Source organism: Rugosimonospora africana (assembly GCF_016862975.1).
GTDB classification, from domain to species: domain Bacteria; phylum Actinomycetota; class Actinomycetes; order Mycobacteriales; family Micromonosporaceae; genus Rugosimonospora; species Rugosimonospora africana.
Map to the genome: position 1 here is coordinate 76,616 of NZ_BONZ01000008.1, position 24,282 is coordinate 100,897.

A 24,282-nucleotide genomic window follows, 5' to 3' on the forward strand; every position below is an offset into this window, starting at 1 on the left:
CTGGTCGGGTACCGGGCGTGCCAGCCAGTCGCGCGGCTTAAGAGGGTGGATCCGGATGAGGATCGGCGCATGACTGAGGCGCTCTTCGAAGAGGAGGGGCGGCCACGAGCGGGCGGCTCCGGACCGGTGCGGGTACGGGTACCGGCAAAGATCAATCTGCACCTCGGCGTCGGCCCGCTCCGCCGCGACGGGTACCACGAGCTGACAACGATCTACCAGGCCGTCTCGCTGTACGACGAGGTGACGGCGCGGCGTGGTGATCAGCTGACCCTGACGATGGAGGGCGAGGGGGCAGGCGCCCTGCCACTGGACTCGTCCAACCTCGTGCTGCGCGCCGCCCGGGCTCTCGCCGAGCGGGCCGGGGTGCCCGCGCACGCCCGGTTGCACCTGCGCAAACAGATCCCGATCGCGGCCGGCCTCGCCGGCGGCAGTGCCGACGCCGCCGCCGCGCTCGTTGCCTGCGATGCGTTGTGGGGCACCGGCCGCAGCCGGGATGAGCTGGCCGAGATCGCCGCGAGCGTCGGTTCGGACGTTCCGTTCCTGGTCCTCGGCGGCACCGCGCTGGGCACCGGGAGGGGTGAGGTGATCAGCCCGGTGCTGGTCCGGCCGTCCTCCTGGCACTGGGTGATCGCGGCCGCCGAGGGCGGGTTGTCGACTCCCGCTGTGTACGCCGAACTCGACCGGCTCCGGGCGGACGACGCGACACCGACTCCGCTGGGCGACCCCGACCAACTGTTGGCCGCACTGCGGCAGCGCGATCCGCGGGTTCTCGCCGACGCGCTCGGCAACGACATGCAGGTCGCCGCACTGTCGCTGCGGCCGGACTTGGCCGGTACCCTTGCCCGCGGCCGGAAGGCCGGCGCGCTGGCGGGGATGATCTGCGGATCCGGGCCGACCTGCCTGTTCCTGGCGCGCAACGCCGCTCAGGCGGAAGAAATCGCCGCCGATCTGAACGCATCCGGCTCGTGCCGGATCGCGCTTCCGGTCTTCGGTCCGGTGGCGGGCGCACGAGCGGCCTGATGCCAAGCCGACGGACCTGAAGGTCGCACCGGCGGACCTGACGTCGGGCCGGCGGAACCGACGCCGGGCTGGCTGAGCTGCGGGTGCGCGGCGTGGCCGGGCTCACACGGGGTAGCCGGGCGAGGAAGACGCCGAGGCGAGGAAGACCGCCACGCCGAGGAGCACGCCGAGCCGAGGAAGACCGCCGAGCCTAGGAAGACGCCGAGCCAGGCAAGGAGCCGAAGCCGAGAACAGGTCGGGCCGAGAAGACGCCGAGCCGAGAAGACGCCGAGCCGAGAACGGGCCGGGCCGAAAGCGGGCCGGCCGAGGGAGAGTATGTCGAACATCGTCAATCTGGACCGGGTCAGCAAGGGGTACGGCGCCGCAGGGCAACTGCTGGCCGACGTCTCGCTGGGCCTGGACGACGCCGACCGGATCGGCGTGGTCGGCCTCAACGGGGCTGGCAAGTCCACCCTGCTGCGCCTGCTCACCCGAGTCGAGGAGCCGGACGACGGCCGGGTCACCCACCGGCGCGACCTGCGGGTGCTGTCGCTGCCCCAGACCCTGGCCCTACCGCCCGGCGCGACGGTCCGCGACGTGGTCATCGGCGACGTCTGGCTGCCCTCGGACTTCACGGCCGAGCACGAATGGGCCGGGGACGCCGGGATACGCACCGTGCTGGCCGGACTCGGCATGCCCGGACTGGGGCTGGACACTCCGGTCGGCCCGATGTCCGGTGGCGAGCGCCGCCGGGTGGCGATCGCCGCGTTGCTGGTCCGGGAGGCGGACCTGCTGGTACTCGACGAGCCGACGAACCACCTCGACATCGCGGGCGTGTCCTGGCTGGCCGGGCACCTGCGCACACGTAAGGGCGCACTGGTCGTGGTGACCCACGACCGCTGGTTCCTGGATGAGGTGACCAATCGCACGTGGGAGGTCGCCGACCTCACGGTACGGGCATACGACGGCGGGTACGCGGCGTGGACCCTGGCACGTGCCGAGCGGCTACGGGTCGCGGCGGAGACGGAGGCGCGCCGCCAGAACCTACTGCGCAAGGAGATCGCCTGGCTGCGGCGTGGCCCACCGGCCCGGACCAGCAAGCCGAAGTTCCGGATCGACGCGGCCAACGCCCTGATCGCCGACGTGCCCCCGCCCCGGGACACCGTCTCGCTGCACCGGCTCGCTACCAGCCGGCTCGGCAAGCAGGTCTACGAGCTGGACTCGGTATCCCTGTCGGCGGGCACGAAGCCGATCCTCCGGGAAGTCGACTGGCAGGTCGGCCCCGGCGACCGGATCGCCCTCCTGGGCGCGAACGGCGCTGGCAAGACGACGTTGCTGCGGCTGCTGACCGGCCAGCTCACGCCGTCCGAGGGCCGGCTCGTCACCGGCTCCACCGTCCGGCCGGCGTTCCTGTCGCAGGAACTGGCCGAGCTGCCCGGCCACCTGCGCCTGCTCGAAGCTGTCGAGGAGGTGGCCCGGCGGGTGGTGCTCGGGGACCGGGAGATCTCCGCCGCCCAGCTGGCCGAGATGTTCGGGTTCACGGACCGGCGGATCTGGACTCCGGTGTCGGACCTGTCCGGTGGCGAACGGCGCCGGCTCCAGATGCTGCGACTGCTCGCGTCCGAGCCGAACGTGCTGCTGTTCGACGAGCCGACGAACGACCTGGACACCGATACGCTGGCCTCGCTGGAGGACCTGCTCGACTCCTGGCCGGGCACGCTGATCGTGGCCAGCCACGACCGGTACCTGGTGGAACGGGTGACCGACTCGGTGTACGCCCTGTTCGGAGACGCCCGGTTGACCCACCTGCCCGGCGGCGTCGACGAGTACCTGTCCCGGATCGGCACGCCGGAGGCGGCGGGCGCGGGCGGCATCGCGCCGACAGGCCCGGCGGCCCGTACCGGTACAGCGGCCCGCACCGATACGGCGGGTGCGGCCACCGGGCCGGCGCCGACTCCCGGAGCGACCGCCCCCGGACTGTCCGCCGCGGAACTGCGCGCCGGCCGCAAGGAGTTGGCCCGGCTGGAGCGGCTCGTCAGCCGGTTGGAGGACCGGGAAGCGGGGCTGCACGAGCAGCTCGCCGAGCACGCGACCGACTACGAAAAGGTCACCGACCTGGACGCACAGCTCCGCGCGGCACGCGAGGAACGCGCCCGCACCGAGGAGGAGTGGCTGGCTCTCGCCGAGCGGATGGGCGAGGGTTGAAGCCCGGTCGCGGGGTAGCAAAGCCGGTGAGCGAGAATTCGAGTGAGCCACCGGCGATCATGCGAACATCGACGATCACGCGAAGAGGAATTCCATGGCCCATATTCCCATCAATCACCCGCTCCGTCCGCTGTACCGGGTGCTGACCGCGTTAGCTGGGCTCTACATTCTGATCTTCGGGATCATCGGCGCCACCAAGTCGAGCGGGCAGTCGCTGTTCGACCAGAACCACCTGCACTGGGTGCTCGGCCTGCGGACCAACCTGGCGTTCGCCATCCTGTCCATCGTCGCCGGCATTGTGATCATGGTTGCCGTCTTCATCGGGCGCAACATCGACCACTACCTCGACATCGCCGCCGGCCTAGTCTTCATGATCGTCGGCATGCTGATGCTCATCCTGCTGCAGACCGACGCGAACTTCCTCGGCTTCTCGGTGGTCAACTGCATCGTGTCGTTCATCATCGGCATCGTCGTCTTCGCCGCCGGCCTGTACGGCAAGACGGGCTCGGCCAAGGACGTCGCCGACGAAGAGGCGTTCCGCCACCACCACCGCTGAGCACGGCGGACGCGACCCGCGGTCGCTGGGCCCGGAAGGGCGTCAGCGGCCGCGGCGGGTCATCAGAGTGGGCTTGGCCTCAAGGTGGGACAGGCCGTTCCAGGCGATGTTCACCAGATGCGCGGCCACCGTCTCCTTGCGCGGCTTGCGCACTTCCAGCCACCACCGGCCGACCAGCGCCACCATGCCCACCAGGGCCTGCGAGTACAGCTCCGCCAGGCGTGGGTCGTAGTCGCGGCGCTTGAACTCCGCACCCAGGACGTGCTCGGCCTGGTGTGCGACGTCGTTGAGGACGCTGGAGAAGTTTCCGGTCGCTGACATCACCGGCGACTCCCGGACCAGCACCCGGAACCCGTCGGTTTCGCTCTCGATGTAGTCGAGCAACGCGAGCGCGGCCTGTTCCAGCAGCTCACGCGGGTGTCCCGCGGTCAGCGCCGTGGTGATCCGGTCGAGGAGCGCGCGGACCTCCCGGTCGACCACGACCGCGTACAGGCCCTCTTTGCCGCCGAAGTGCTCGTAGACCACCGGCTTGGACACCTTGGCCCGGGCGGCGACCTCCTCGATCGAGGTCGCGTCGAACCCACGCTCGGCGAACAGTTGCCGGCCGATGGCGATGAGTTGTTCGCGGCGTTGCGCCGCCGACATCCGGACCCGGCCGGCATTGCGTGGGCTGTCGCTCACCGGCTCATCGTGCCAGCTTGGCAGCGATGCGCTCGGGTTTGGGCCAACGGACGTCGCGTACCCAGCCGAACTTCTCGAAGATCCAGATCACCCGGGCGCTGGAGTCCAACTGCCCGCGCAGCACGCCGTGCCGGGCGCAGGTCGGGTCCGCGTGGTGCAGGTTGTGCCAGCTCTCGCCGAAGGACAGGATGGCCAGCGGCCAGAAGTTGGCGGCCTTGTCACCCTCCCGGGTCTCGAACGGGTGCGCTCCGAACACGTGACAGATCGAGTTGATCGACCAGGTCACGTGGTGCAGCAGCGAGACCCGCACCAGGCCGGCCCAGAAGAACGCGCTCAGCGCACCCTCCCACGACCACGTGATCAAGCCGCCAGCGATGGCCGGCGCGATCAGCGAGAGCGCGACGACGAGCGGGAAGAGCTTGTCGACCTTCCGCAGATCCTTGTCGGCGATCAGGTCGGGCGCGAACCGGGCCCGGTTGGACAGCTCGCGGTGGAACAGCCAGCCCATGTGCGCGTGGCCCAACCCCTTGGTCAGCCCCCAGAACCCGGTGCCGTAAGCCCACGGCGAGTGCGGGTCGCCCTCCTGATCGGAGTACGCGTGGTGACGGCGGTGGTCGGCGACCCACTGGGTCGGGGCACCCTGGACGGCCATCGAGCCGGCGATCGCGAGCGTGACACGCAGCCACCGCTTGGCCTTGAACGACCCGTGCGTCAGGTACCGGTGGAAGCCGATCGTCACCCCGAAACCGGAGCTGAAGTACATGACGATGCCGATGATCACGTCGCTCCAGTGCAGCCAGCCGCCCCAGGCGATGGGGATGGCCACGATGAGCGCGACGAACGGGGCCACGACGAAGGCCCAGAGTCCGATCAGGATGCCCAGTGGTTGTTTGCCCTCGGTGAGCGGCTTTGGCCCGGAGGGAGCTGTCGGCGGGTCGAGCAGGGCGGGTGTGGACATCTGGCACCTCGTGACTGATCGCTTGCTACGCCTACGTCACCGTAACTTAAGGTCGTCGGTTCGGCGAGTGGAGCGGGGCTAACGTTTACCGAAGTTCTCCCGCGTTATACCGCGAAAGGTGCAGGTCGAACCGGGTCGGCGGCGGCCGTACCCGGTCGGGGTACGGGCCGGCGCTTGCCCGGTACGGGTGTGGAAACGGTAGGCTTATCCAGCCATCGGTCGGCCGTGGTGTAATTGGCAACACCCCGCCCTTTGGAGGCGGTTTTCTAGGTTCGAGTCCTAGCGGCCGAGCTTCACCAGCACATCCCGTCCGGTTGGGCGGCTCGCTCAGGATCTACCCGCCAGGGCGGATCCGATCAGCCGCACCTGGTCCGGAGCGGCCCAGGTCCAGAACCGCCCGTCGTGGCAGCCCGTCGCGACCCGTACCGCCGACGGATCCGCCATCCGCCCGCGCAGGGTGGCCACCGCCGGTGCGAACGGGTCCGCCGCGCCGATCGCGATGTGCACCGGCAGCCCGGTGAGTTCCCGTGCCCGCGCGGTCATGTCGTACGCCGCCCATTCGCGCGCCGAGTCGTAGGCGCCGGGGTTGACCCGCTTCGCGTCCGCGTAGGAGTGGAAGATGGCCGGGGAACTCGCGACGATCGCCGCGAACGTGTCCGGCCTGGTCAACCCGCAGAGCAGGGCGCCGTACCCGCCCATCGACCAGCCGGCCACCGCGGGTCGGGACACGTCCAGCCCCCTGGTCCGCAGCAGCGGCAGGAACTCGTCGAAGATCATGCCGAGCGGGTCGTCGGCGGCGTGCGGATGCCAGTACCCGTTGCCGCCGTCGACCGCGGCCAGCGCGAACGGGGCCATTCCGGAGCGCACCGCACCGGCGATGAAGTCCGGGTAGCCGGCGCACCCGATCGCACCCCGGGCGTCGGACCCGTACCCATGCAGCGCCAGGCAGACCGGCAGCGCCGCACCGGCCGCGTATCCCGGCGGGTACGCGATGGCGAAGCCGACCTCCCGGCGGCGCCGCACCGAACGCATCGTGCCGGTCACGATCGGGCCCGGTGTGCCGCGCAGCGCCGCGGCCGGTGCGGCGGCGTCGCAGCGCCCCAGCGTGTTGTTCAGCACCGACTTGCCGGGCAGCACCTCGGCATCGACGAGCGCCACCCCGGCGCCCGCGGCCGCCACCACCAGCCCGGATCCGACGCCGAGTGCGAGCAGCGCTCTGCGCCGGGAAATCCGAATCATGCCCGTCACGGTAAGTCTGCGATGCCCGGCCCGCTGCCCCGGCAGCCATGGCTAACATGACCTGCGGCGCTATTTCCGACGCCTAGGAGCATGCGTGAGCGAGCAACGCACCGTCATCGTCCTCGCCGCTGGTGAGGGCAAGCGGATGAAGTCGGCTCTGCCGAAGGTTCTGCACACCATGCTCGGGAGGAGTCTGGTGGGCCACGTGCTGGCCGCGGCGGAGCCGCTGTCGGCACGACGCACCCTGGTCGTGGTCGGGCACGGCGCCGAGCGGGTCAAGGCGCACCTGGGCGAGATCGCGCCGGACGCGTCCGCGGTGCTCCAGGCCGAGCAGAACGGGACCGGGCACGCCGTGCGCATCGCGCTGCCGGACGAGGCCGCCGGCACCGTGCTGGTGCTCAACGGCGACCTGCCGCTGGTCCGGTCGGAGACCCTGGTCGCCCTGGTCGAGCAGCACGAGCGGGACGGCAACGCCGCGACCCTGCTCACCGCCGAGGTGGCCGATCCGAGCGGTCTGGGCCGGATCATCACCGGTGAGAAGGGTCTGGAGCGGATCGTGGAGGAGCGCGACGCCACCCCGGCCGAGCGCGCCATCACGGAGATCAACGCGGGTGCCTACGCGTTCGACGCCGGGCTGCTGCGCGACACGCTGGGCCGGCTGTCGACCGACAACGACCAGGGCGAGGAGTACCTCACCGACGTGCTCGGCCTGCTCGTCGGGGCCGGCCACCCGGTCGGTACCCACCACACGGACGACCCGGATGAGGCGTTGGGCGTCAACGACCGCGCGCAACTGGCCAAGCTGCGCGCGATCCTGCGCGACCGGATCAACACGGACTGGATGCGCGCCGGGGTGTCGATCAACGATCCGACCACCACCTGGCTCGACGTCACGGTCACCCTCGACCGGGACGTGGTGATCGAACCCAACACCCAGCTGCGCGGCACGACCGCGGTCGGCGAGGCCGCCCTGGTCGGACCGGACACCACGCTGACCGACGTGGCCGTGGGGCAGGGCGCGACCGTGGTGCGTACCCACGGCTCGGGCGCCGAGATCGGCGCGGGCGCCTCGGTCGGTCCGTTCGCGTACCTGCGACCGGGCACCGTTCTGGGGGCGAAGGGCAAGATTGGCACCTTTGTCGAGACCAAGAACGCCGACATCGGAGCCGGGACCAAGGTCCCGCACCTGAGCTACATCGGTGACGCGACCATCGGCGAGCACACCAACATCGGTGCGGCCTCGGTGACGGTCAACTACGACGGGGTCGACAAACACCGCACGGTCATCGGCGATTACGCGCGCACCGGAGCGGACAATATGTTCGTGGCACCGGTGGAGGTCGGCGACGGCGCGTATACCGGCGCCGGCACGGTGGTCCGGCGCGACGTACCGCCGGGCAGCCTCGCGGTCTCGAACGGGCCGCAACGGATCTTTGAGGGCTGGACGGAGAGTCACCGGGCCGGTACGCCGGCGGCAGAGGCGGCGCGACGAGCCAGGATGATCGCGGACACCCCGGAAGCGGCGGCCGACACCGCTACCGAATAGGCTGGTCAGTGGGTGCCCTCGGGGCCGGCAACGGCCACGGGTGACACCGCCGGGACCGGCGGGCGCCAGACCACCGACCGACCCACAGGGAGCGAGCCGATGGGCAGTATCACCGCGGAGAACCGTAAGTCTCTGATGCTCTTCTCCGGCCGGGCATTTCCCGAGCTGGCCGACGAGATCGGTGAGGTGCTCGGGGTACCGCCGACGCCCACCGACGCGTATGACTTCGCGAACGGTGAGATCTTCGTCCGTTACCGGGAGTCGGTGCGCGGTAGCGACGCGTTTGTCGTGCAGTCGATGACCCAGCCGCTGAACCAGTGGTTGGTCGAGTCGCTGATCATGGTGGACGCGCTCAAGCGGGGATCGGCCAAGCGGATCACGGTCGTCCTGCCGTTCTACCCGTACGCGCGGCAGGACAAGAAGCACCGGGGTCGGGAGCCGATCTCGGCCCGGCTGATGTCCGACCTGTACAAGACCGCGGGCGCCAACCGGATCCTCACCGTGGACCTGCACACCGCACAGATCCAGGGTTTCTTCGACGGGCCGGTGGATCACCTGTTCGCCATGGACATCCTGGCCGGCTACGTCGAGGACCGGTTCGCCGGCCGGCCGATCACGGTCGTCGCGCCCGACTCGGGCCGGGTACGCGTCGCGGAGCGGTGGACCGACCGGCTGGGCGGCTGCCCGCTGGCATTCATCCACAAGACCCGCGATCCGATGAAGCCCAACCACGTGGTCGCGAACCGGGTGGTCGGTGACGTCGAGGGCCGGGTCTGCCTGATCGTCGACGACATGATCGACACCGGTGGAACGATCTCCAAGGCGGCCGACATCCTGTTCGACACGGGTGCCGCCGACGTGGTGGTCGCCGCGACCCACGCGGTGCTGTCCGATCCGGCGACGGAGAAGTTGAAGAACAGCCGGATCAGCGAGGTCGTGGTCACCAACACGCTCCCGCTGCCGCCGGAGAAGCGGCTGGACAAGATCACCGTACTGTCGATCGCCCCGCTCATCGCCCGGGCCATCCGCGAGGTCTTCGACGACGGCTCGGTGACCACCCTGTTCGGCGGCCTGTCCTGACCGGACTCCGCGACCTTCCTTCCCGGGCGCCCGCCGCCTGAGCGGGCGCCGGCCAGGGCGCGAGCCAGGCAGGTGTCGGCGTGCCGTCAATATCCCGCGGCGCGTCTTTCGGGGGTCGGCAACGGGCAGTGAGGGGCACTCGGGTAAGCTGGCACGGTTGCCACGGCGAGGGTGCCCCGCGGGCCGCTGGTGCGGCCGGTTGAGGCGCCGTGATCGACGCGGTGCTCAGGGCCCACGCCCCGTGCCCGCATCCTCGCCCGAGCGCCGCAGCCGACTCTAGTACCAGAGCTTAGACGGAAGGTGTACTCCCGTGTCCGAGGTCCGTATCAGCGCCGAGCCCCGCACCGAGTTCGGCAAGGGTGGTGCCCGGCGTACCCGTCGGGCCGGTAAGGTGCCCGCCGTGCTGTACGGCCACGGCGAGAAGCCCAAGCACATCGCGCTGCCCGCGCGCGACCTGGCCGCGGCGATCCGCCACGGCGGGATGACCCAGGTCTTCGACATCGCGTTCGCCGACGGCAGCAGCACTCTGGCGCTCCCGAAGGCGATCCAGCGCGACCCGGTGAAGGACACCTTCGAGCATGTCGATCTGTTGATCGTCCGCCGGGGCGAGCGGGTCACCGTCGACGTGCCGGTCGTTCTCGTCGGCGAGGCCGCCCGGGACACCCTGGTCATGCACGAGCACGAGACGCTCTCGGTGATCGCCGACGCCACCCGGCTGCCGGATCACCTGGACGCCAGCATCGAGGGCCTGGGGGCCGGTTCGCACGTCACCGCGGGCGACGTCAAGCTGCCCGACGGCGTGGAGCTCGCCGCCGAGCCGGAGATGGTCTTGGTCGTGGTGACCGCCGCGCCGACCGCTGAGCAGCTGGCTGCCGAGGGCGGCGAGGCGCCGAGCGTAGAGGCCGAGCAGGTCGCCGAGACCGAGGGGCAGGCTTCGGCCGAGGCAGCCTGAGCCGCGGAGTCCACTGCGTCGGCCAGCGCGCCGGTTGACCGTCAGAGGTCGGCCGGCGCGTGATGCCGAGCGGGTGGCTCCCGAGCTGGTGGCGCCCGGGCCGGCGGCGGAGAAGGGGAGTCGTGTCCGAGCCGTGGCTGGTGGTCGGGCTGGGTAATCCCGGATCCGAGTACGCGAAGAACCGGCACAACGTCGGCTTCATGATCGTTGATCTGATCGCCGAGCGGACCGGTGCCCGGTTCGGCCGGCACCGCAAGGCCGCCGCCGAGGTGGCCGAGACGCGGCTCGGCGTCGGGGATTCGGCGCCGCGGCTGGTACTGGCGAAGCCGATGACGTACATGAACCTCTCCGGCGGGCCGGCCGCCGCTCTGAGCCAGTTCTACAAGGTGCCGGTCGAGCGGATCATCGCGGCGCACGACGAGTTGGACATCCCGTTCGGCGCGCTGCGCCTGAAGCGTGGCGGCGGCGAGGGTGGCCACAACGGGCTGCGTTCCATGGCCAAGTCGTTGGGCAACAAGGACTTCTACCGGGTGCGGTTCGGCATCGGCCGGCCGCCGGGGCGGCAGGATCCGGCCGACTTCGTGTTGCGGGACTTCTCCCCGGTGGAGCGCAAGGAGATCGACTTCCTGGTCGATCGGGCCGCGGACGCCGTCGAGGCGGTCATCCGGACCGGCCTGGAGTCGGCGCAGAACACTTATCATGCGGGCTGACCGGCTAATATGCCTCGAAGTCCGGCCGCCGCTGCCCGGGCGGGAGGCGTCACGGGTCGCCATCACACGCGTTGAACCGCTGTGCCGCGTCTCACAGGTCGTAGCGCGGCCATCGGTCAACGTACGCTTGGCTGCGGACCAGCGCGGGCTGCCGCGCCGGCGTTTGAGGAGGTTGCCTTGACCACGGCGCGCCGAATTCCGGAAGGGCACTGACGTGCCGCCCGCCGTGGACGGCGCCTTCGCGCGCTGGCTGGCCGAGCAGGCCGGCGAGCTGCTGATGGAGTTGCGGACCGACTCCGACCTGCTGGGCGATCCTGACGCGCTGCGGGCGGCCGGCGACAAGCGCTCTCACGACCTGATCACCGCCATGCTCGCCCGGTGGCGCCCCGGCGACGCGGTGCTCTCCGAAGAGGGGGTACGCGACGATCCGGCGCGGCTGGACGCCGAGCGAGTGTGGATCATCGATCCGCTGGACGGCACCCGCGAGTTCGGCGAGCCCGGGCGCGCCGACTGGGCCGTCCACATCGGACTGTGGGCGCGCGGATCGTCGGCGCCGTTCCGGCTCTCCGCCGCCGCCGTGGCGCTGCCCGCGCAGCACCGGGTCTTCGGCACCGACTTCCCGCCCGGGTACCCGCCGATGTCGCCGTCGAGCGCGCAGGCCCCGTCCGGTACCGGCGCGGGCCAGCGCACTTCGGCCGGTGGCGCGCTGCGGATCGCCGCCAGCCGCACCCGCCCGCCGGCAGTGCTGGAGCGGGTCGTGGACGAGCTGGGGGCGACCGTCGTGCCGATGGGCTCCGCCGGTGCGAAGATCGCCGCCGTGGTCACCGGCGAGGTGGACGCGTACGTGCACGCCGGCGGCCAGTACGAATGGGATTCGGCCGCACCGGTGGCTGTGGCGACCGCCACGGGCCTGCACGCTTCCCGAATCGATGGTTCTGCGTTGGAATACAACCAAGCTGATCCAAAGCTCCACGACATCGTGGTCTGTCGCAAGGATCTGGCTTCCCGCCTGCTCGCAGCCTTGAGGTCGTCCCGATGAGCCAGCCAGCCGCATACCGTGTTTCGCACCTCGACGCCCTGGAGGCCGAGAGCATCTTCGTGATGCGCGAGGTGATGGCCGAGTTCGAACGGCCGGTCCTGCTGTTCTCCGGCGGCAAGGACTCGATCGTCATGCTCCGCCTGGCGGAGAAGGCGTTCGCCCCGGCCCGGATCCCGTTCCCGGTGATGCACGTGGATACCGGGCACAACTTCCCGGAGGTCCTCGCGTTCCGCGACCGCCGGGTGGCGGAGCTGGGCGTACAGCTGACGGTCGCCTCGGTGCAGGAGGCGATCGACGCGGGGATGGTCCACGAGACGCCGGACGGGATGCGCAACCGGATCCAGACGCCGGTGCTGCTCGCCGCCGTGGAGAAGTACCGGTTCGACGCGCTGTTCGGCGGCGCCCGACGGGACGAGGAGAAGGCCCGGGCCAAGGAGCGGGTGTTCAGCTTCCGCGACGACTTCGGCCAGTGGGACCCGAAGAACCAGCGTCCCGAGCTGTGGTCGCTCTACAACGGCCGAGTGCACCCGGGCGAGTCGATCCGGGTTTTCCCGTTGTCGAACTGGACCGAGCTGGATATCTGGCACTACATCGCCAGGGAGAAGCTCGACCTGCCGGAGATCTACTACGCGCACGACCGCGAGGTGGTCGACCGCGGCGGCATGCTGTACGCGATCAACGAGTTCCTTCCGCTCCGCGACGGCGAGCAGTCCTTCGTGGAGCAGGTGCGTTACCGCACGGTCGGTGACGCGTCGTGTACGGCGGCGGTGCGTTCCGACGCGGACGTCATCGAGAAGGTGATCGACGAGGTCGCCGCGACCCGGATCACCGAACGCGGCGCGACCCGCGGAGACGACAAGGTCTCCGAGGCGGCGATGGAAGACCGTAAGCGCGAGGGGTACTTCTGATGGAATCTCCACGGGCCATGGATCTGCTGCGGTTCGCCACCGCGGGTTCCGTGGATGACGGCAAGTCGACGCTCATCGGGCGCCTGCTGTATGACTCGAAGGCCATCTTCACCGACCAGCTCGAAGCCGTACAGGCGACGAGCGCGGCCCGGGGCGACGAGTACACCAACCTGGCGCTGCTGACCGACGGCCTGCGCGCCGAGCGCGAGCAGGGCATCACCATCGACGTCGCATACCGGTACTTCGCCACGCCCCGGCGCAAGTTCATCATCGCGGACACCCCGGGGCACATCCAGTACACGCGCAACATGGTGACCGGCGCGTCGACCGCCGACCTGGCGCTGATCCTGGTGGACGCGCGCAAGGGACTGGTCGAACAGTCCCGGCGGCACGCGTTCCTGTGTTCGCTGCTGCGCGTGCCGCACATGGTCCTGTGCGTGAACAAGATGGATCTGGTCGACTACTCGCAAGAGGTGTTCGAGAAGATCGCCGACGAGTTCTCCTGCTTCGCCATGAAGCTGGAGGCGCCCGACCTGAGCGTCATCCCGATCTCCGCGTTGCACGGCGACAACATCGTGAGCCGGTCCGAGAACATGCCGTGGTACGACGGGCCGTCGCTGCTGCACCATTTGGAGCATGTGCACATCGCGTCCGACCGCAACCTGGTGGACGTGCGGTTCCCGGTGCAGTTCGTCATCCGTCCACAGTCGACGGTGGTGCAGGACTACCGCGGGTACGCCGGGCAGGTGGCCTCGGGCGTACTGAAGCCGGGCGACGAGGTCATGGTGCTCCCGTCCGGGTTCACCACCCGGATCGCCGGCATCGACACCGCCGACGGGCCGGTGGACGTCGCGTACCCGCCGATGTCGGTGACCATCCGGCTCGAGGACGAGTTGGACGTCTCGCGCGGCGACCTGATCTGCCGGCCGAACAACCAGCCGTCGGTCGCCCAGGACATCGAGGCGATGGTCTGCTGGATGGACGAGACCCGGCCGATGTCGGTCGGCGGCAAGTACGCCATCAAACACACCACCCGCGCGGCCCGCGCGGTGGTCCGCGGCCTGCACTACCGCCTCGACGTCAACACGCTGCACCGGGACGAGGCGGCGTCCGGCCTCTCGCTCAACGAGATCGGCCGGGTGAAGCTGCGGACCACGGTGCCGCTGCTGGCTGACGACTACCGGCGCAACCGCACCACGGGTGGCTTCATCGTCATCGACGAGACGACGAACCGCACGGTGGGCGCCGGCATGATCGTCGACGCCAGCTGACGCTGATGTCCGCCCGGCCCGGCTCGCGCCGCGACGGCCTGGAAACACCGGCCCGGCTCGGCGCGTCTGGCGCCGCGCCGCGACCCGGGCCAGTCTTCGACCAGTCCGGCTCGGCGGGTCTGGCGCCGCGCCGCGACCCGGACCAGTCGACGCTCAGGACAGGCGGTGCGCGCCCTCGCTCGGTACCGCGACGAACCAGGTGGGAGCGGTGAACCCGCGGGCCGCGTAGGCGTTAGCCACCGCCGTACCGACCTGGTCGGCCTTGGCCGTGTCGACCAGCGCCAGTACGCAGCCGCCGAACCCGCCGCCGGTCATCCGGGCGCCGTACGCGCCGGCGGCCAGAGCCGCTTCGACGGCGGTGTCCACCTCGGGCACCGTGATCTCGTAGTCGTCACGCATCGAGGCGTGTGACGCGGTCAGCAGCGGGCCGATCCGCCGCACGTCGCCCCCGCGCAGCACCGCGACCGTGTCCAGCACCCGTTGGTTCTCTGTCACCACGTGCCGTACCCGGCGGCGGGTGACCTCGTCGGGCAGGGCGGCGAGGGCGGCGTCGAGGTCGGTGACGTCGCGCAGGGCCGGCAGGTTGAGCGCCGCGGCGGCCTTCTCGCATGCCTGCCGCCGTGCCGCGTACTCGTTGTCCGTGTGCCGGTGCGGTGCGTTGGTGTCGATGACCAGAACGGACAGCCCGTCGGCGGTCAGCTCGAACGGGATGTGCTCCACCGCCAGCGAACGGCAGTCCTGGAACAGCGCGTACCCGTCCCGGCACAGCGTGGACGCGGACTGGTCCATGATGCCGCACGGCATGCCGACGTACCCGTTCTCCGCGGCCTGCGCGACCGTCGGCCGCTTCGGTACCGGCAGGTCCAGCCCGTACAGGTCGACCAGCGCGGTGAGCACCGCACACTCCAGGGCGGCCGAGGAGGACAGGCCGGCGCCGACCGGAACGTCGGAACTCACCGCGAGTTGGGCGCAGCCGGGATCGAAGCCGAACTTCCGCAGTGCCCAGATCACCCCGGCGACGTAACCGGCCCAGCCGTCGATCTTGCCGGGAACCAGGTCGTCCGCCCCGAAGCTGACCGTCTCACCGCTCTGCGCCGACCACACCGTCCACATCGGACCGTCCACTGGGGAGGCTTCGACGGTGGTGCGCTGTGGCAGCGCGAACGGCAGCACGAAACCCTCGTTGTAGTCGGTGTGCTCGCCGATCAGGTTCACCCGTCCGGGCGCGCTCCAGGCGCCGGTCGGGGCGTGGCCGAAGATGTCAGTGAAGCTCACGGCTGTGGAACTCCCAGGCGTCGGCGACGATGTCGGACAGGGCGGGGCGCTGCGGTGTCCAGCCCAGCTCGGTGCGTGCCTTCTCGGACGAGGCGACGAGGGCTGCCGGATCGCCGGGGCGGCGGGGAGCGATCTCCACCGGTACCGGCCGGCCGGTCACCTCACGGGTCACCTCGGCCACCTGGCGGTTGGAGAAACCGGTGCCGCTGCCCAGGTTGTAGACGCGATGCGAGCCCTGGGGCGTCGCGCCGGCCGGGCGGGCAACGGTCAGCTGCCCGGTGGCCGGATCGGCGTCGCAGTCCATTGTGGACAGAGCAAGCAGGTGGGCGCCGGCGAGGTCGGTGATGTGGATGTAGTCGCGCAGGCACGTGCCGTCCGGGGTCGGGTAGTCGTCGCCGAACAGCTGGAGCTTCTCCCGCTTGCCCGCGGCGACCTGGAGCGCGATCGGGATGAGGTGGCTCTCCGGATCGTGCCGCTCGCCCAGCAGCTGCCCGTCCGCGCAGCGGTGCGCCCCGGCGACGTTGAAGTACCGCAGCGACACCGCCGCCATCCCGTGCGCGACGGCTTCGTCACGTAGCGCGTAGTCGACGGCCAGCTTCGAGGCGCCGTACGGGTTCGGGGGCCGGGGCGTCGCGGTCTCCCGGATGGGAAGCTCGTCCGGGTCGCCGTACACCGCGGCGGTGGACGAGAACACGATGCGCCGTACCCCGGCGGAGCGCATGGCGTCCAGCAGGCGCAGCGAGCCGACGAGGTTGTTGTCCCAGTATTTCTCCGGACGCGCCACCGACTCGCCGGCCTCGATGAACGCCGCGAAGTGCAGTACCCCGTCGAACGACGGATCGAGAACCTCGGCGGCCTTGTCGTGGATCCGGCCCGGCACGAACCGTACCCCGTCCGGGACGGAGTCCCGCCTCCCCTTCGACAGGTCGTCGACGACGACCACCTCATGACCGGCGTCGAACAGCAGCCGGGTGACCACGCTGCCGATGTACCCGGCACCGCCGGCCACGAGGAGTTTCACGTCTGAGCCTCCCTGAGCATCCGCGCCGCCTCTTCCGGCCGCACGTCGTTGATGAACACTCCCATGGCCGATTCCGACCCGGCCAGGTACTTCAACTTCCCGGCGGCCCGGCGGACGCTGGTCAGCTGAAGGTGAAGATAGGCCAGTTCCCGGTCCGGATGCCGGGCGGGGGCCTGATGCCAGGCGGCGATGTAGGGCAGCGGACCGTCGAACAGCGCGTCGCACCGGCGCAGCACGTCGAGGTACACCGGACCGAACGCGGCCGACTCCTCGTCGGTCAGGCCGGCCAGGTCGAGGACGTGCCGGTGCGGTACCACGTGCACCTCGAACGGCCACCGGGCGGCAGCCGGGACGTACGCCGTCCAGTGCTCGTTGCCGGCCACCACCCGTACCCCCGCCTCGCGCTCGGCCGCGAGCACGTCGGCGAGCAGCAACCCACCGGTCCGCTCGGCGTGTCGCCGCGCGGCGGCCAGCATGGTCCGGGTGCGCGGCGGGACGAACGGGTACGCGTAGATCTGGCCGTGCGGGTGGCGCAGGGTCACGCCGATCTCCTCGCCCCGGTTCTCGAAGCAGAACACCTGCTCGATGTCGGGCATCGCGGACAGCTCGGCGGTGCGGTCGGCCAGCGCGGACAGCACGGTGCGCACCCGGCTGGGCGGTAGCGAGGCGAAGGACGCCTGGTGATCCGGCGTGAAACAGACCACCTCGCACCGCCCGACCCCGACCCGAGCGTCGGACAGCGGCGTGGGTGCCTCCGGCGGGGTGGCCGGCAGCCGGTGGCTCAGCGCGGGGAACCGGTTTTCGAAGACCACCACGTCGTAGTCGTACGCCGGGATCTCGGTGCTCCGCTCGGGCGTCGACGGGCACAGCGGGCACTCGTCCGACGGCGGGAGGTGGGTGCGGGTCTGCCGGTGGGTCGCGATCGCCACCCACTCGTCGACCAGCGGGTCGTACCGCAGTTCCGAAGCCGGGGGCGGTGGTGGCAGGCGGCGCCGGTCGATCTCGGACCGGACCGCGTCATCGTGTTCGTCGAAGTAGATCAGCTCGCGACCGTCGGACAGTTCGATGGCCGTCTTCTTCATTTCGCGAGCTCCTCCGAGGTTCCGTCGTCGCCGACGATCAACTCACCGACCTGCGCGGACAGTTCGGCCCGCGCCTCGAGCGGTAACTGCGCGTCGGACACGAGCACGTGGGCGTCGGCCAGCGCTGCGATGGTGGCGATGCCGATCAGGTCCCACTTGCTGTGGTCGGCGAGCACGACGAGCCGGCGAGCGGCGGCCACCAGGGCCCGGTTGGTGTCGGCCTCGGAGAGGTTCGGCGTGGTGAAGCCGGCCCGCACGCTCATCCCGTGCACGCCGAGAAACAGCATGTCCAGGTTGATCCGGGCGGCCGCCTCCTGGGCGACCGGCCCGACCAGGGCGTCGGACGGGGTCCGGGTGCCGCCGGTGAGCACCACGGTCTGGTCGGAGCGCCCGTGGTGGTAGAAGACGTCGGCCACCGGGATCGAGTTGGTCACCACGGTCAGCTCGGGAACGTCGATGAGCTCCCAGGCCAGCGCAGCGGTCGTGGTGCCGGCGGAGATGCCCACCGCGCTGCCCGGTTTGGCCAGCGGCGCGGCGGCCCGGGCGATGGAGATCTTCTCGGCCCGCTGCTGCTCGGCCTTCGCCGCGTAGCCCGGTTCGTCGGTCGCACCGTCCACCGCGACGGCGCCGCCGTGCACCTTGGCGACCAGGCCGCGCTCGGCGAGCACTTCGATGTCGCGCCGGATCGTCATGTCGGAAACGCCGAGCACCCGGACCAGATCGGCGACCCGTGCGCCGCCGTGCCGGCGGACCCGATCCAGAATGGACGCCTGCCGTTGCTGTGCGAGCATTCGACCTCCCCTGAGCCGTCTTCCGGGGGTTGTCGAAACCGATCGTGCCGAGATTTCCCTCAGAACTCAACAGTTTCAAACAAGCACCACGAGGATAACCGGCGGCGCATGCCACGACAAATCGGTGCCCCGGGGATCCGGTCCACCGCAGGCCGGCGGGCGGTCCGCAGCAGGCCAGTGGGCAGGCAGGCCAGGGCATACAATGCGCGAATGCGCGAGGGCGGAACGCGAGGGCGGAACAGGCCCGGTCGCCGGCACCCGGAGCCGTCCGGTCGGGGCCCGTCTGGCGGTGTGGCTCGCCGACGCGCTGATGCGGCTTGCCGGGTCCGGAGCCGGTCACGAGTCCATCAGCGAGGCCCAGCTGCGTTCCCTCGTCGCGGCGAGCCGGATGATCGATGGCGAGGAGCGCCGGATCATCGACGAGGTACTCGCTGCCGGCGCCCGTCACGTACGCGAGGTGATGGTGCCCCGTACCGACGTGGTGTTCCTGGACACGGCGCTCCCGCTGGCGGCGGCCGATTCCCTGACCCGTACCGCGCGGTACTCCCGGTTTCCGGTCATCGACGGGTCGCATGACGACGTGGTGGGCTTCGTGCACCTGCGCGACCTGCTCATCCGGCCGGAGCCGGACGGCACCGGCACGGTCGGTGAGCTGGCCCGTGAGATCAAGCGGCTGCCGGCCGGGAAGCGGATCCTGTCGGCCCTGTCCGAGATGCGCCGCGAGGGACACCACCTGGCGGTCGTCGTCGACGAGTACGGCGGCACGGCCGGCATCGTCACGCTGGAAGACCTGATCGAAGAGCTGATCGGCGAGATCACCGACGAGTACGACGTGGCCCCCGACCCGGCACCGGCCGACGGCGCGATGCCGGCCGAGGTGGACGGCCGTCTCAACCTCGCCGACTTCGCCGAGCTGACCGGCATCGAGCTGCCGGCCGGCCCGTACGAGACGGTCGCCGGGTTCCTGATGGCCCGGCTGGGCAGGCTGCCCGGCGTGGGCGACGAGACCCACCTGGACTCGTGGCGGCTGGTCGTGGTGGCCGTGGAGGGCCGGCGGGTCGCCCGGGTCGCGCTGATGGCGCCTGCGGCCGGCGGCCGGATCGCGCTGGACTGAGCCGCGCGGCGGTGGCGCCGGGGGTCAGCCCGTCGCCAGCGCCGGTACCGCCGCCGGTACCCAGTTCGAGCCGTCCGAGGACAGCTTCGGCGGCGAGCTCAGCGAGACGTACCCGTCGGGGACCGAGATGAGCGGGCCGCCCGGGCCGGCTACGTTGCTGAACGTCCTGCCGTGATCCGTGCTCTGCGTGTAGCTCGGCCCCGGATTGGTGGCCAACCAGGCCAGCAGCGACCCGTCCGGGCGTACCACCAGGCCGTACCCGACCCCGTTGTCGGTCTGCGCCGGCCACGGCAGCTGAGTCGTCAGCCTTTGCCAGGACTGCCCGCCGTCGACCGTCTGGAACAGCGCGAAGTCCCGGTCCACGGTCCGGGTCAGCAGGTAGGCGGTCTGCCCCTGGTAGGTGGCCAGTACCGGCGCGCTGCCACCGGTCATCACGCCCAGCCCCGCGGTGGTCCAGGTGTGCCCGGCGTTCCGGCTCACCGAGACGGCCAGGTCGCCGGTGACCGGGTTGGTGCCGGTCACCCACAGGCCGTTCGCCGGGGCTGTCGACACGACGTTCAGCGACGCGATCGGTGGCTGCCGGGGGAGTGCGCGCAGGGCCCCCGACCGAGAGTCGGCCGCCCACAGCTCACCGGTGTGGTCGACGACCCCGACTCGGTCGCCGGCGCCCGCGGCCTGCGGCCTGGCGTCGTCGGGCACATTGCCGAGATTGATCCGCTGGTACTCGCGGGGCCCGCTGGCCGGCATCGCGCTGACGACCAGGGAGGTGTCGTTCAGCGCCTCCAGCTTGAATCCGGACAGGTAGTCGGTCGGCTTGTCGCGCAGGAGGCCGATCCGGTCCGGTCCGGTCCTGGCGACCTGCTGACCGGTCTGGATCTGCGACAACTGGAGGTTGCACGCGTCCAGCCGGCACACGTCGATCAGCGCGTACACGTGGCCGATATCGGCGCCGTCGGCCGCCACGATGGTCGACCGTGGCGCGACGGACGGACTCGCGGGCGGCGCGGGGGTCTGGAGGTTGATCGGACCGGGAGCCGGCAGGTTCGGATCGGAGACCGGGCCCAGCGAGTCGCCACCGCCCCGGTCCCGGGCGGCGACCACCCCGGCCGGCGCCAGCAGCGCGAGCACGGCCAGCACGGCGAACACGGTCGCCATGAAGCTCCGCGTCCGCACCCGCCGGGCGCGCCGGGCGACCCGGTCGAACTCGGGCAGCATCGTGGCCGCCTCGACATCGGCGAGGAGCCCGGTGAAATCCAGCTCAGCCATGCTGCCGTCAACTCCAGTCCGGCCCACCGGCCCCACCCAGCGCCGGCTGCGCGGGGGCGGGACGGTCGTCGGGCATCGGGCGCCGGGGTGCGTCGCCGGACCTGCGCTGACGGGGCAGGACGTCGCCGGCGGAGCCGGGCGTGAGGTCCACGACGGAGCCGGGCGGGGCGGCGTCACCGGCCGAGCCGCGCCGGCCGCCGAGCGGGTCGGTGCCGGAGCTTCGCTGGCCGCCGAGCGGATCGGCGCCGGGCCCGCGCTGGCTGGCGGTCGCGTCCGGATGCGCCTCGGCCGCCGCCTGGCCGCCGGTCGCCGGCGATGCCGGGACGGGGCTCTCCCGTACCGGCCCGGCGGGCTCGTCGACACGGTCGTTGAGCAGGGACGCGAGCATGGTCCGCCCCCGCGACAGGCGGGCCTTCACGGTGCCGACCGGCACGCCGAGCGCCTCGGCCACCTCGTACACCGACATGTCCGCGAGGTGATGCAGGACGATCGCCTCCCGGGTCGGCCGGGACAGTTGCTGCAACGCGGCGACCAGCGCGACCCGGTTCGGGTCGGCCCCCGGCACGCTCTCCGGGGTCCGGGTGACCCGCCCGGTCCGTACCAGGGTGTCGAACAGCCGGCGCCGCCGCCAGCGGGTCCGGGCCAGGTTGACCGCGACGGTACGCAGCCACGCCTCGGGGTCGGCGACGTCCAGGAACACCTTGGGCCGGGCCAGAGCGCGGGCGTACGCCTCCTGCACCAGATCCTGAGCCTCGGCGAAGTCGCCGGTGAGCGCGTAAAGGGCGGCCACGAGCCGCCGGTAGAAGGCTTGATACGCCTGTCGTACCGCTTCGCGCGCCTCGAGCTCGTCTGGCATGGCGGCCCCTCCCACGGTTCCGGTCATCATCTCGGACCGCTGCCGAGGGCGCCAGGTTGCACCTGCGAGAATGACGGCCATGCCTGACAGCCCCGAATCCGGTGATCTTTCAGCCAACCGCAGCGACGGCGGCGTCGGCCGTGGTGCTACGTCTGGCGACCTCTTTGCCGACGGTGGCGTCGGCCGCCGGCCGAGAGTCCTGTCAGGGATCCAACCCACGGCGGACTCCTTCCACCTGGGCAACTACCTGGGCGCCGTGCGCAACTGGGTGGCCATGCAGGACACGCACGACGCGTTCTACTGCGTGGTCGACCTGCACGCGATCACCGCAGGTCATGATCCGGAGACGCTTCGCCGCCGTACCCGGGTGGGCGCGGCTCAGCTGCTGGCCGCCGGCCTGAATCCGGACCGGTGCACACTGTTCGTCCAGTCCCACGTCCCGGAGCACGCGCAGCTGGCCTGGGTGCTCGGCTGCATCACCGGGTTCGGTGAGGCGTCCCGGATGACCCAGTTCAAGGACAAGTCGAGCCGCCAGGGCACCGAGCGGTCCAGCGTCGGCCTGTTCACGTACCCGATCCTGCAGGCCGCGGACATCCTGCTGTACCAGGCGGACGCGGTACCGGTCGGTGAGGACCAGCGCCAGCACCTGGAGCTGACCCGGGACCTGGCTCAGCGGTTCAACGGGCAGTTCGGGCGCACGTTCACCGTTCCGTCGGCGTTCATTCCCAAGGAGACCGCGAAGATCACCGATCTCCAGGATCCCACCGCGAAGATGTCCAAGTCGGCCTCGTCGCCGGCCGGCATCATCGACCTGCTCGAAGACCCGGCCCGGTCGGCGAAGAAGATCCGGTCGGCGGTCACCGACACCGGCCGCGAGATCCACTTCGACCCGGAGGCCAAGCCCGGCATCTCCAACCTGCTGAGCATCTACTCGGCTCTCTCCGGCCGTTCCATCCCGGACCTGGAGGAGGCGTACACCGGGCGGGGGTACGGCGACCTGAAGAAGGATCTCGCCGAGATCGTGGTCGAGTTCGTGAAACCGATCCAGGAACGCACTGCCACATATCTGGACGATCCCGTGCAATTGGACAAGCTGCTGGCCGTCGGCGCCGAAAAGGCTCGTTCCATCTCTGCCGCCACGCTGCGTACCGTGTACCAGCGGATCGGATTCCTCGCGCCGGCGACCGGCGCGTAGCTTCCCGGTGAGGAGTGCTGCGTTGGATGGGACGCTGCGGGTGGGCGTGGCGACCGGCATTCCCGAGCCGTGGGGCGGGCAGCTGGATCGGTCCCGGTTGGAGGCGGGCGACGGGCTGGCCGCGCTGATCCCAGCGCACGTCACCCTGCTCGGGCCGACCGATGTCGACCCGTCGGCGCTGCCCGAGATCGAGGAGCACCTGGCCCGGGTGGCCGCCGAGCACTCCGCGTTCCCGGTCTGGCTGCGGGGCACCGGGACGTTCAGGCCGGTGACCGAGGTGGTGTTCGTGTCGGTCGCGGTCGGGATCAGCGAGTTCGAGCGGCTGGCCGACGCGGTACGCAGTGGCCCACTCGACCGGGAACTGCACTTCCCGTACCACCCGCACGTCACGGTCGCGCACGACATCCCGACCGCTGCCCTGGACGCGGTCTTCGACAAGCTGGCCGGGTTCTCCGCCCAGTTCCCCGTGGACCACTTCACGCTCTACGTGCACGGTGCGGACGGGCGATGGCGCCCGGTGCGGGATTTCCCACTGGCCGCTGCGTGAATCCGTTCGCCCGCCTGGAGGCGGCATACTCCTTCGTGATCAACCGATCCAGGGCCGGCTCCCCGCGGTTCGACCACTTCTGGAAGGCCCGGGCACGGTACAGCGGGAGCTTCGGGCCCCGGCTCGCCGCGGCCATCGCGTACTACGGCTTCTTCGCCGCCTTCGCGGTCGGCCTGCTGGGCTATTCGGTCCTCGGGTTCGTGCTGGGCGGCAACCCCGCCGTGCTGCGTACGGTCGACGGATACCTGGCGCACAACCTGCCGTTCCTGAGCCCGGCGGCGATCCAGAACGCCCGCAAGACGGTCGCCATCGTGGGTCTGATCGGCCTGGTGTTCGCCGGTATCGGCTGGATCGACAGCATGCGGTCGTCCCAGCGCGCGATGTGGGGTCTGAAGCAGCAGCCCGGCAACCTCGTCGTGCGCCGGCTCATCGACCTGGCCATCCTGATCGGCCTCGGGCTGCTGCTCGCCGGGGCGCTGTGGCTGTCCGCGGGCATCCGGGACCTGACCCGGCTCGTTCTGGAGTGGATCTCGGTACGGTCGCCCGGCGACCCGGACGGCGGCCACGGAGTCCTGTACTGGCTCGGGCAGGTGCTGACGGTACTGGTGAACCTGTTGATGTCGGCCGGCCTGCTGGTCGCTGTACCCCGGCTGCGGATCTCGCCGCGCCGGATCGTGGGGCCGATCCTCCTGGTCGGGCTCGGGTTGAGCGTGCTGACCACGCTCGGCCGGGTCTACATCACCCACACCGAGGACAATCCGGCCTACGCGGTGGCCGGAACGGCGGTCGGGCTGCTGGTGTTCTTGAACCTGTTCAGCCAGCTGTTGCTGTTCGCGGCGGCGCTCGCGGCGACCAGCCGGCACGGCACGGTAACGGACCTGGCACGCGACGAGGACAGCCCGGCCGCCGAGCCCGCCCGCGCCGAGCCCGCCCGCGCCGAGCCCGCCCGCGCCGAGCCCGCCCGCGCCGAGCCCGCCAGCGCCGAGCCCGC

At 70.9% G+C, this 24,282-nt stretch carries 22 protein-coding genes, 1 tRNA gene and 1 pseudogene; 15 read left to right on the top strand and 9 right to left on the bottom strand.

Annotated elements, in window-relative coordinates; genetic code table 11:
- Positions 1 to 69 precede the first annotated feature (69 nt).
- From Raf01_RS03810 to Raf01_RS03820, 3 genes are all read left to right on the top strand, one after another.
- A complete protein-coding gene (locus tag Raf01_RS03810; protein WP_203916291.1) occupies positions 70 to 1,020 on the top strand; it encodes a 4-(cytidine 5'-diphospho)-2-C-methyl-D-erythritol kinase in 951 nt (316 codons plus the stop codon).
- A 315-nt stretch (positions 1,021 to 1,335) separates the two neighbouring features.
- The gene (locus Raf01_RS03815) at positions 1,336 to 3,204 is read left to right on the top strand and encodes an ABC-F family ATP-binding cassette domain-containing protein (protein WP_203916292.1); all 1,869 of its coding nucleotides are present in this window, start codon (positions 1,336 to 1,338) and stop codon (positions 3,202 to 3,204) included.
- Positions 3,205 to 3,298: 94 nt separating this feature from the next.
- Complete coding sequence (locus Raf01_RS03820; protein WP_203916293.1) at positions 3,299 to 3,760, top strand: DUF4383 domain-containing protein; 462 nt, start codon at positions 3,299 to 3,301, stop codon at positions 3,758 to 3,760.
- Between the two features lie 42 nt (positions 3,761 to 3,802).
- Here the strand turns inward: Raf01_RS03820 and Raf01_RS03825 are convergent, their stop codons facing one another.
- The gene (locus Raf01_RS03825; RefSeq protein WP_203916323.1) at positions 3,803 to 4,405 is read right to left on the bottom strand and encodes a TetR/AcrR family transcriptional regulator; all 603 of its coding nucleotides are present in this window, start codon (positions 4,403 to 4,405) and stop codon (positions 3,803 to 3,805) included.
- 40 nt (positions 4,406 to 4,445) lie between these two features.
- Positions 4,446 to 5,399: an acyl-CoA desaturase gene (locus Raf01_RS03830; protein ID WP_203916294.1), complete on the bottom strand. Its 954-nt coding sequence runs from the start codon at positions 5,397 to 5,399 to the stop codon at positions 4,446 to 4,448.
- Between the two features lie 219 nt (positions 5,400 to 5,618).
- On the opposite strand from Raf01_RS03830, the gene Raf01_RS03835 reads away from it, so the two are divergent.
- A tRNA-Gln gene (locus Raf01_RS03835) sits at positions 5,619 to 5,690 on the top strand.
- A gap of 36 nt (positions 5,691 to 5,726) precedes the next feature.
- Here Raf01_RS03835 and Raf01_RS03840 read toward each other — a convergent pair.
- A complete protein-coding gene (locus Raf01_RS03840) occupies positions 5,727 to 6,638 on the bottom strand; it encodes an alpha/beta hydrolase (RefSeq protein ID WP_203916295.1) in 912 nt (303 codons plus the stop codon).
- A 94-nt stretch (positions 6,639 to 6,732) separates the two neighbouring features.
- Here Raf01_RS03840 and glmU point away from each other — a divergent pair, with 94 nt between their 5' ends.
- From glmU to Raf01_RS03875, 7 genes are all read left to right on the top strand, one after another.
- Complete coding sequence (glmU, locus tag Raf01_RS03845) at positions 6,733 to 8,184, top strand: bifunctional UDP-N-acetylglucosamine diphosphorylase/glucosamine-1-phosphate N-acetyltransferase GlmU (RefSeq protein ID WP_203916296.1); 1,452 nt, start codon at positions 6,733 to 6,735, stop codon at positions 8,182 to 8,184.
- A gap of 99 nt (positions 8,185 to 8,283) precedes the next feature.
- Positions 8,284 to 9,264 carry a ribose-phosphate diphosphokinase gene (locus tag Raf01_RS03850; RefSeq protein WP_203916297.1) on the top strand — a complete coding sequence of 327 codons (981 nt, stop codon included), beginning with the start codon at positions 8,284 to 8,286 and terminating at the stop codon, positions 9,262 to 9,264.
- Positions 9,265 to 9,574: 310 nt separating this feature from the next.
- Positions 9,575 to 10,216, top strand: coding sequence for a 50S ribosomal protein L25/general stress protein Ctc (locus Raf01_RS03855; protein ID WP_203916298.1), 642 nt, complete (start codon positions 9,575 to 9,577; stop codon positions 10,214 to 10,216).
- 122 nt (positions 10,217 to 10,338) lie between these two features.
- On the top strand, positions 10,339 to 10,926 hold the full coding sequence (pth, locus tag Raf01_RS03860; protein ID WP_239133347.1) for an aminoacyl-tRNA hydrolase: 588 nt from the start codon (positions 10,339 to 10,341) through the stop codon (positions 10,924 to 10,926).
- A 214-nt stretch (positions 10,927 to 11,140) separates the two neighbouring features.
- A complete protein-coding gene (locus tag Raf01_RS03865; protein WP_203916299.1) occupies positions 11,141 to 11,965 on the top strand; it encodes a 3'(2'),5'-bisphosphate nucleotidase CysQ in 825 nt (274 codons plus the stop codon).
- Positions 11,962 to 12,873 carry a sulfate adenylyltransferase subunit CysD gene (gene cysD / locus Raf01_RS03870; RefSeq protein ID WP_203916300.1) on the top strand — a complete coding sequence of 304 codons (912 nt, stop codon included), beginning with the start codon at positions 11,962 to 11,964 and terminating at the stop codon, positions 12,871 to 12,873. The genes Raf01_RS03865 and cysD overlap by 4 nt, the downstream gene beginning before the upstream one ends.
- On the top strand, positions 12,873 to 14,144 hold the full coding sequence (locus Raf01_RS03875) for a sulfate adenylyltransferase subunit 1 (RefSeq protein ID WP_239133348.1): 1,272 nt from the start codon (positions 12,873 to 12,875) through the stop codon (positions 14,142 to 14,144). The genes cysD and Raf01_RS03875 overlap by 1 nt, the downstream gene beginning before the upstream one ends.
- Positions 14,145 to 14,297: 153 nt before the next feature.
- On the opposite strand, the gene galK is transcribed toward Raf01_RS03875, so the two are convergent.
- Genes galK through Raf01_RS03895 form a run of 4 tightly spaced genes read right to left on the bottom strand, consistent with a single transcriptional unit; the run spans position 14,298 to position 18,313 of the window.
- Complete coding sequence (gene galK, locus Raf01_RS03880; RefSeq protein WP_203916301.1) at positions 14,298 to 15,419, bottom strand: galactokinase; 1,122 nt, start codon at positions 15,417 to 15,419, stop codon at positions 14,298 to 14,300.
- Entirely contained in the window at positions 15,406 to 16,440 is a 1,035-nt protein-coding gene (gene galE, locus Raf01_RS03885) for a UDP-glucose 4-epimerase GalE (RefSeq protein WP_203916302.1), read from the bottom strand. The genes galK and galE overlap by 14 nt, the downstream gene beginning before the upstream one ends.
- A complete protein-coding gene (gene galT, locus Raf01_RS03890) occupies positions 16,437 to 17,522 on the bottom strand; it encodes a galactose-1-phosphate uridylyltransferase (RefSeq protein ID WP_203916303.1) in 1,086 nt (361 codons plus the stop codon). Before galT ends, galE begins: the two co-directional genes overlap by 4 nt.
- Positions 17,519 to 18,313, bottom strand: a complete 795-nt coding sequence (locus tag Raf01_RS03895) for a DeoR/GlpR family DNA-binding transcription regulator (protein WP_203916304.1) — start codon at positions 18,311 to 18,313, stop codon at positions 17,519 to 17,521. Before Raf01_RS03895 ends, galT begins: the two co-directional genes overlap by 4 nt.
- A gap of 202 nt (positions 18,314 to 18,515) precedes the next feature.
- Between Raf01_RS03895 and Raf01_RS03900 the strand changes: the two genes are divergently transcribed.
- Positions 18,516 to 19,427, top strand: coding sequence for a hemolysin family protein (locus Raf01_RS03900; RefSeq protein ID WP_203916305.1), 912 nt, complete (start codon positions 18,516 to 18,518; stop codon positions 19,425 to 19,427).
- Between the two features lie 24 nt (positions 19,428 to 19,451).
- Here the strand turns inward: Raf01_RS03900 and Raf01_RS03905 are convergent, their stop codons facing one another.
- Both Raf01_RS03905 and Raf01_RS49360 read right to left on the bottom strand, forming a co-directional pair.
- Positions 19,452 to 20,693 carry a WD40/YVTN/BNR-like repeat-containing protein gene (locus tag Raf01_RS03905; RefSeq protein ID WP_203916306.1) on the bottom strand — a complete coding sequence of 414 codons (1,242 nt, stop codon included), beginning with the start codon at positions 20,691 to 20,693 and terminating at the stop codon, positions 19,452 to 19,454.
- Between the two features lie 370 nt (positions 20,694 to 21,063).
- A pseudogene (locus Raf01_RS49360) lies at positions 21,064 to 21,549 on the bottom strand (RNA polymerase sigma factor); the annotation flags it as partial.
- 79 nt (positions 21,550 to 21,628) lie between these two features.
- On the opposite strand from Raf01_RS49360, the gene trpS reads away from it, so the two are divergent.
- The 3 genes from trpS to Raf01_RS03925 all read left to right on the top strand — a co-directional run.
- The gene (gene trpS, locus Raf01_RS03915; protein WP_203916308.1) at positions 21,629 to 22,744 is read left to right on the top strand and encodes a tryptophan--tRNA ligase; all 1,116 of its coding nucleotides are present in this window, start codon (positions 21,629 to 21,631) and stop codon (positions 22,742 to 22,744) included.
- 22 nt (positions 22,745 to 22,766) lie between these two features.
- On the top strand, positions 22,767 to 23,291 hold the full coding sequence (locus Raf01_RS03920; protein ID WP_239133349.1) for a 2'-5' RNA ligase family protein: 525 nt from the start codon (positions 22,767 to 22,769) through the stop codon (positions 23,289 to 23,291).
- Positions 23,288 to 24,282 (top strand): YihY/virulence factor BrkB family protein (locus Raf01_RS03925; RefSeq protein ID WP_203916310.1); only part of this gene is annotated, 995 nt, incomplete at its 3' end. The genes Raf01_RS03920 and Raf01_RS03925, both read left to right, overlap by 4 nt.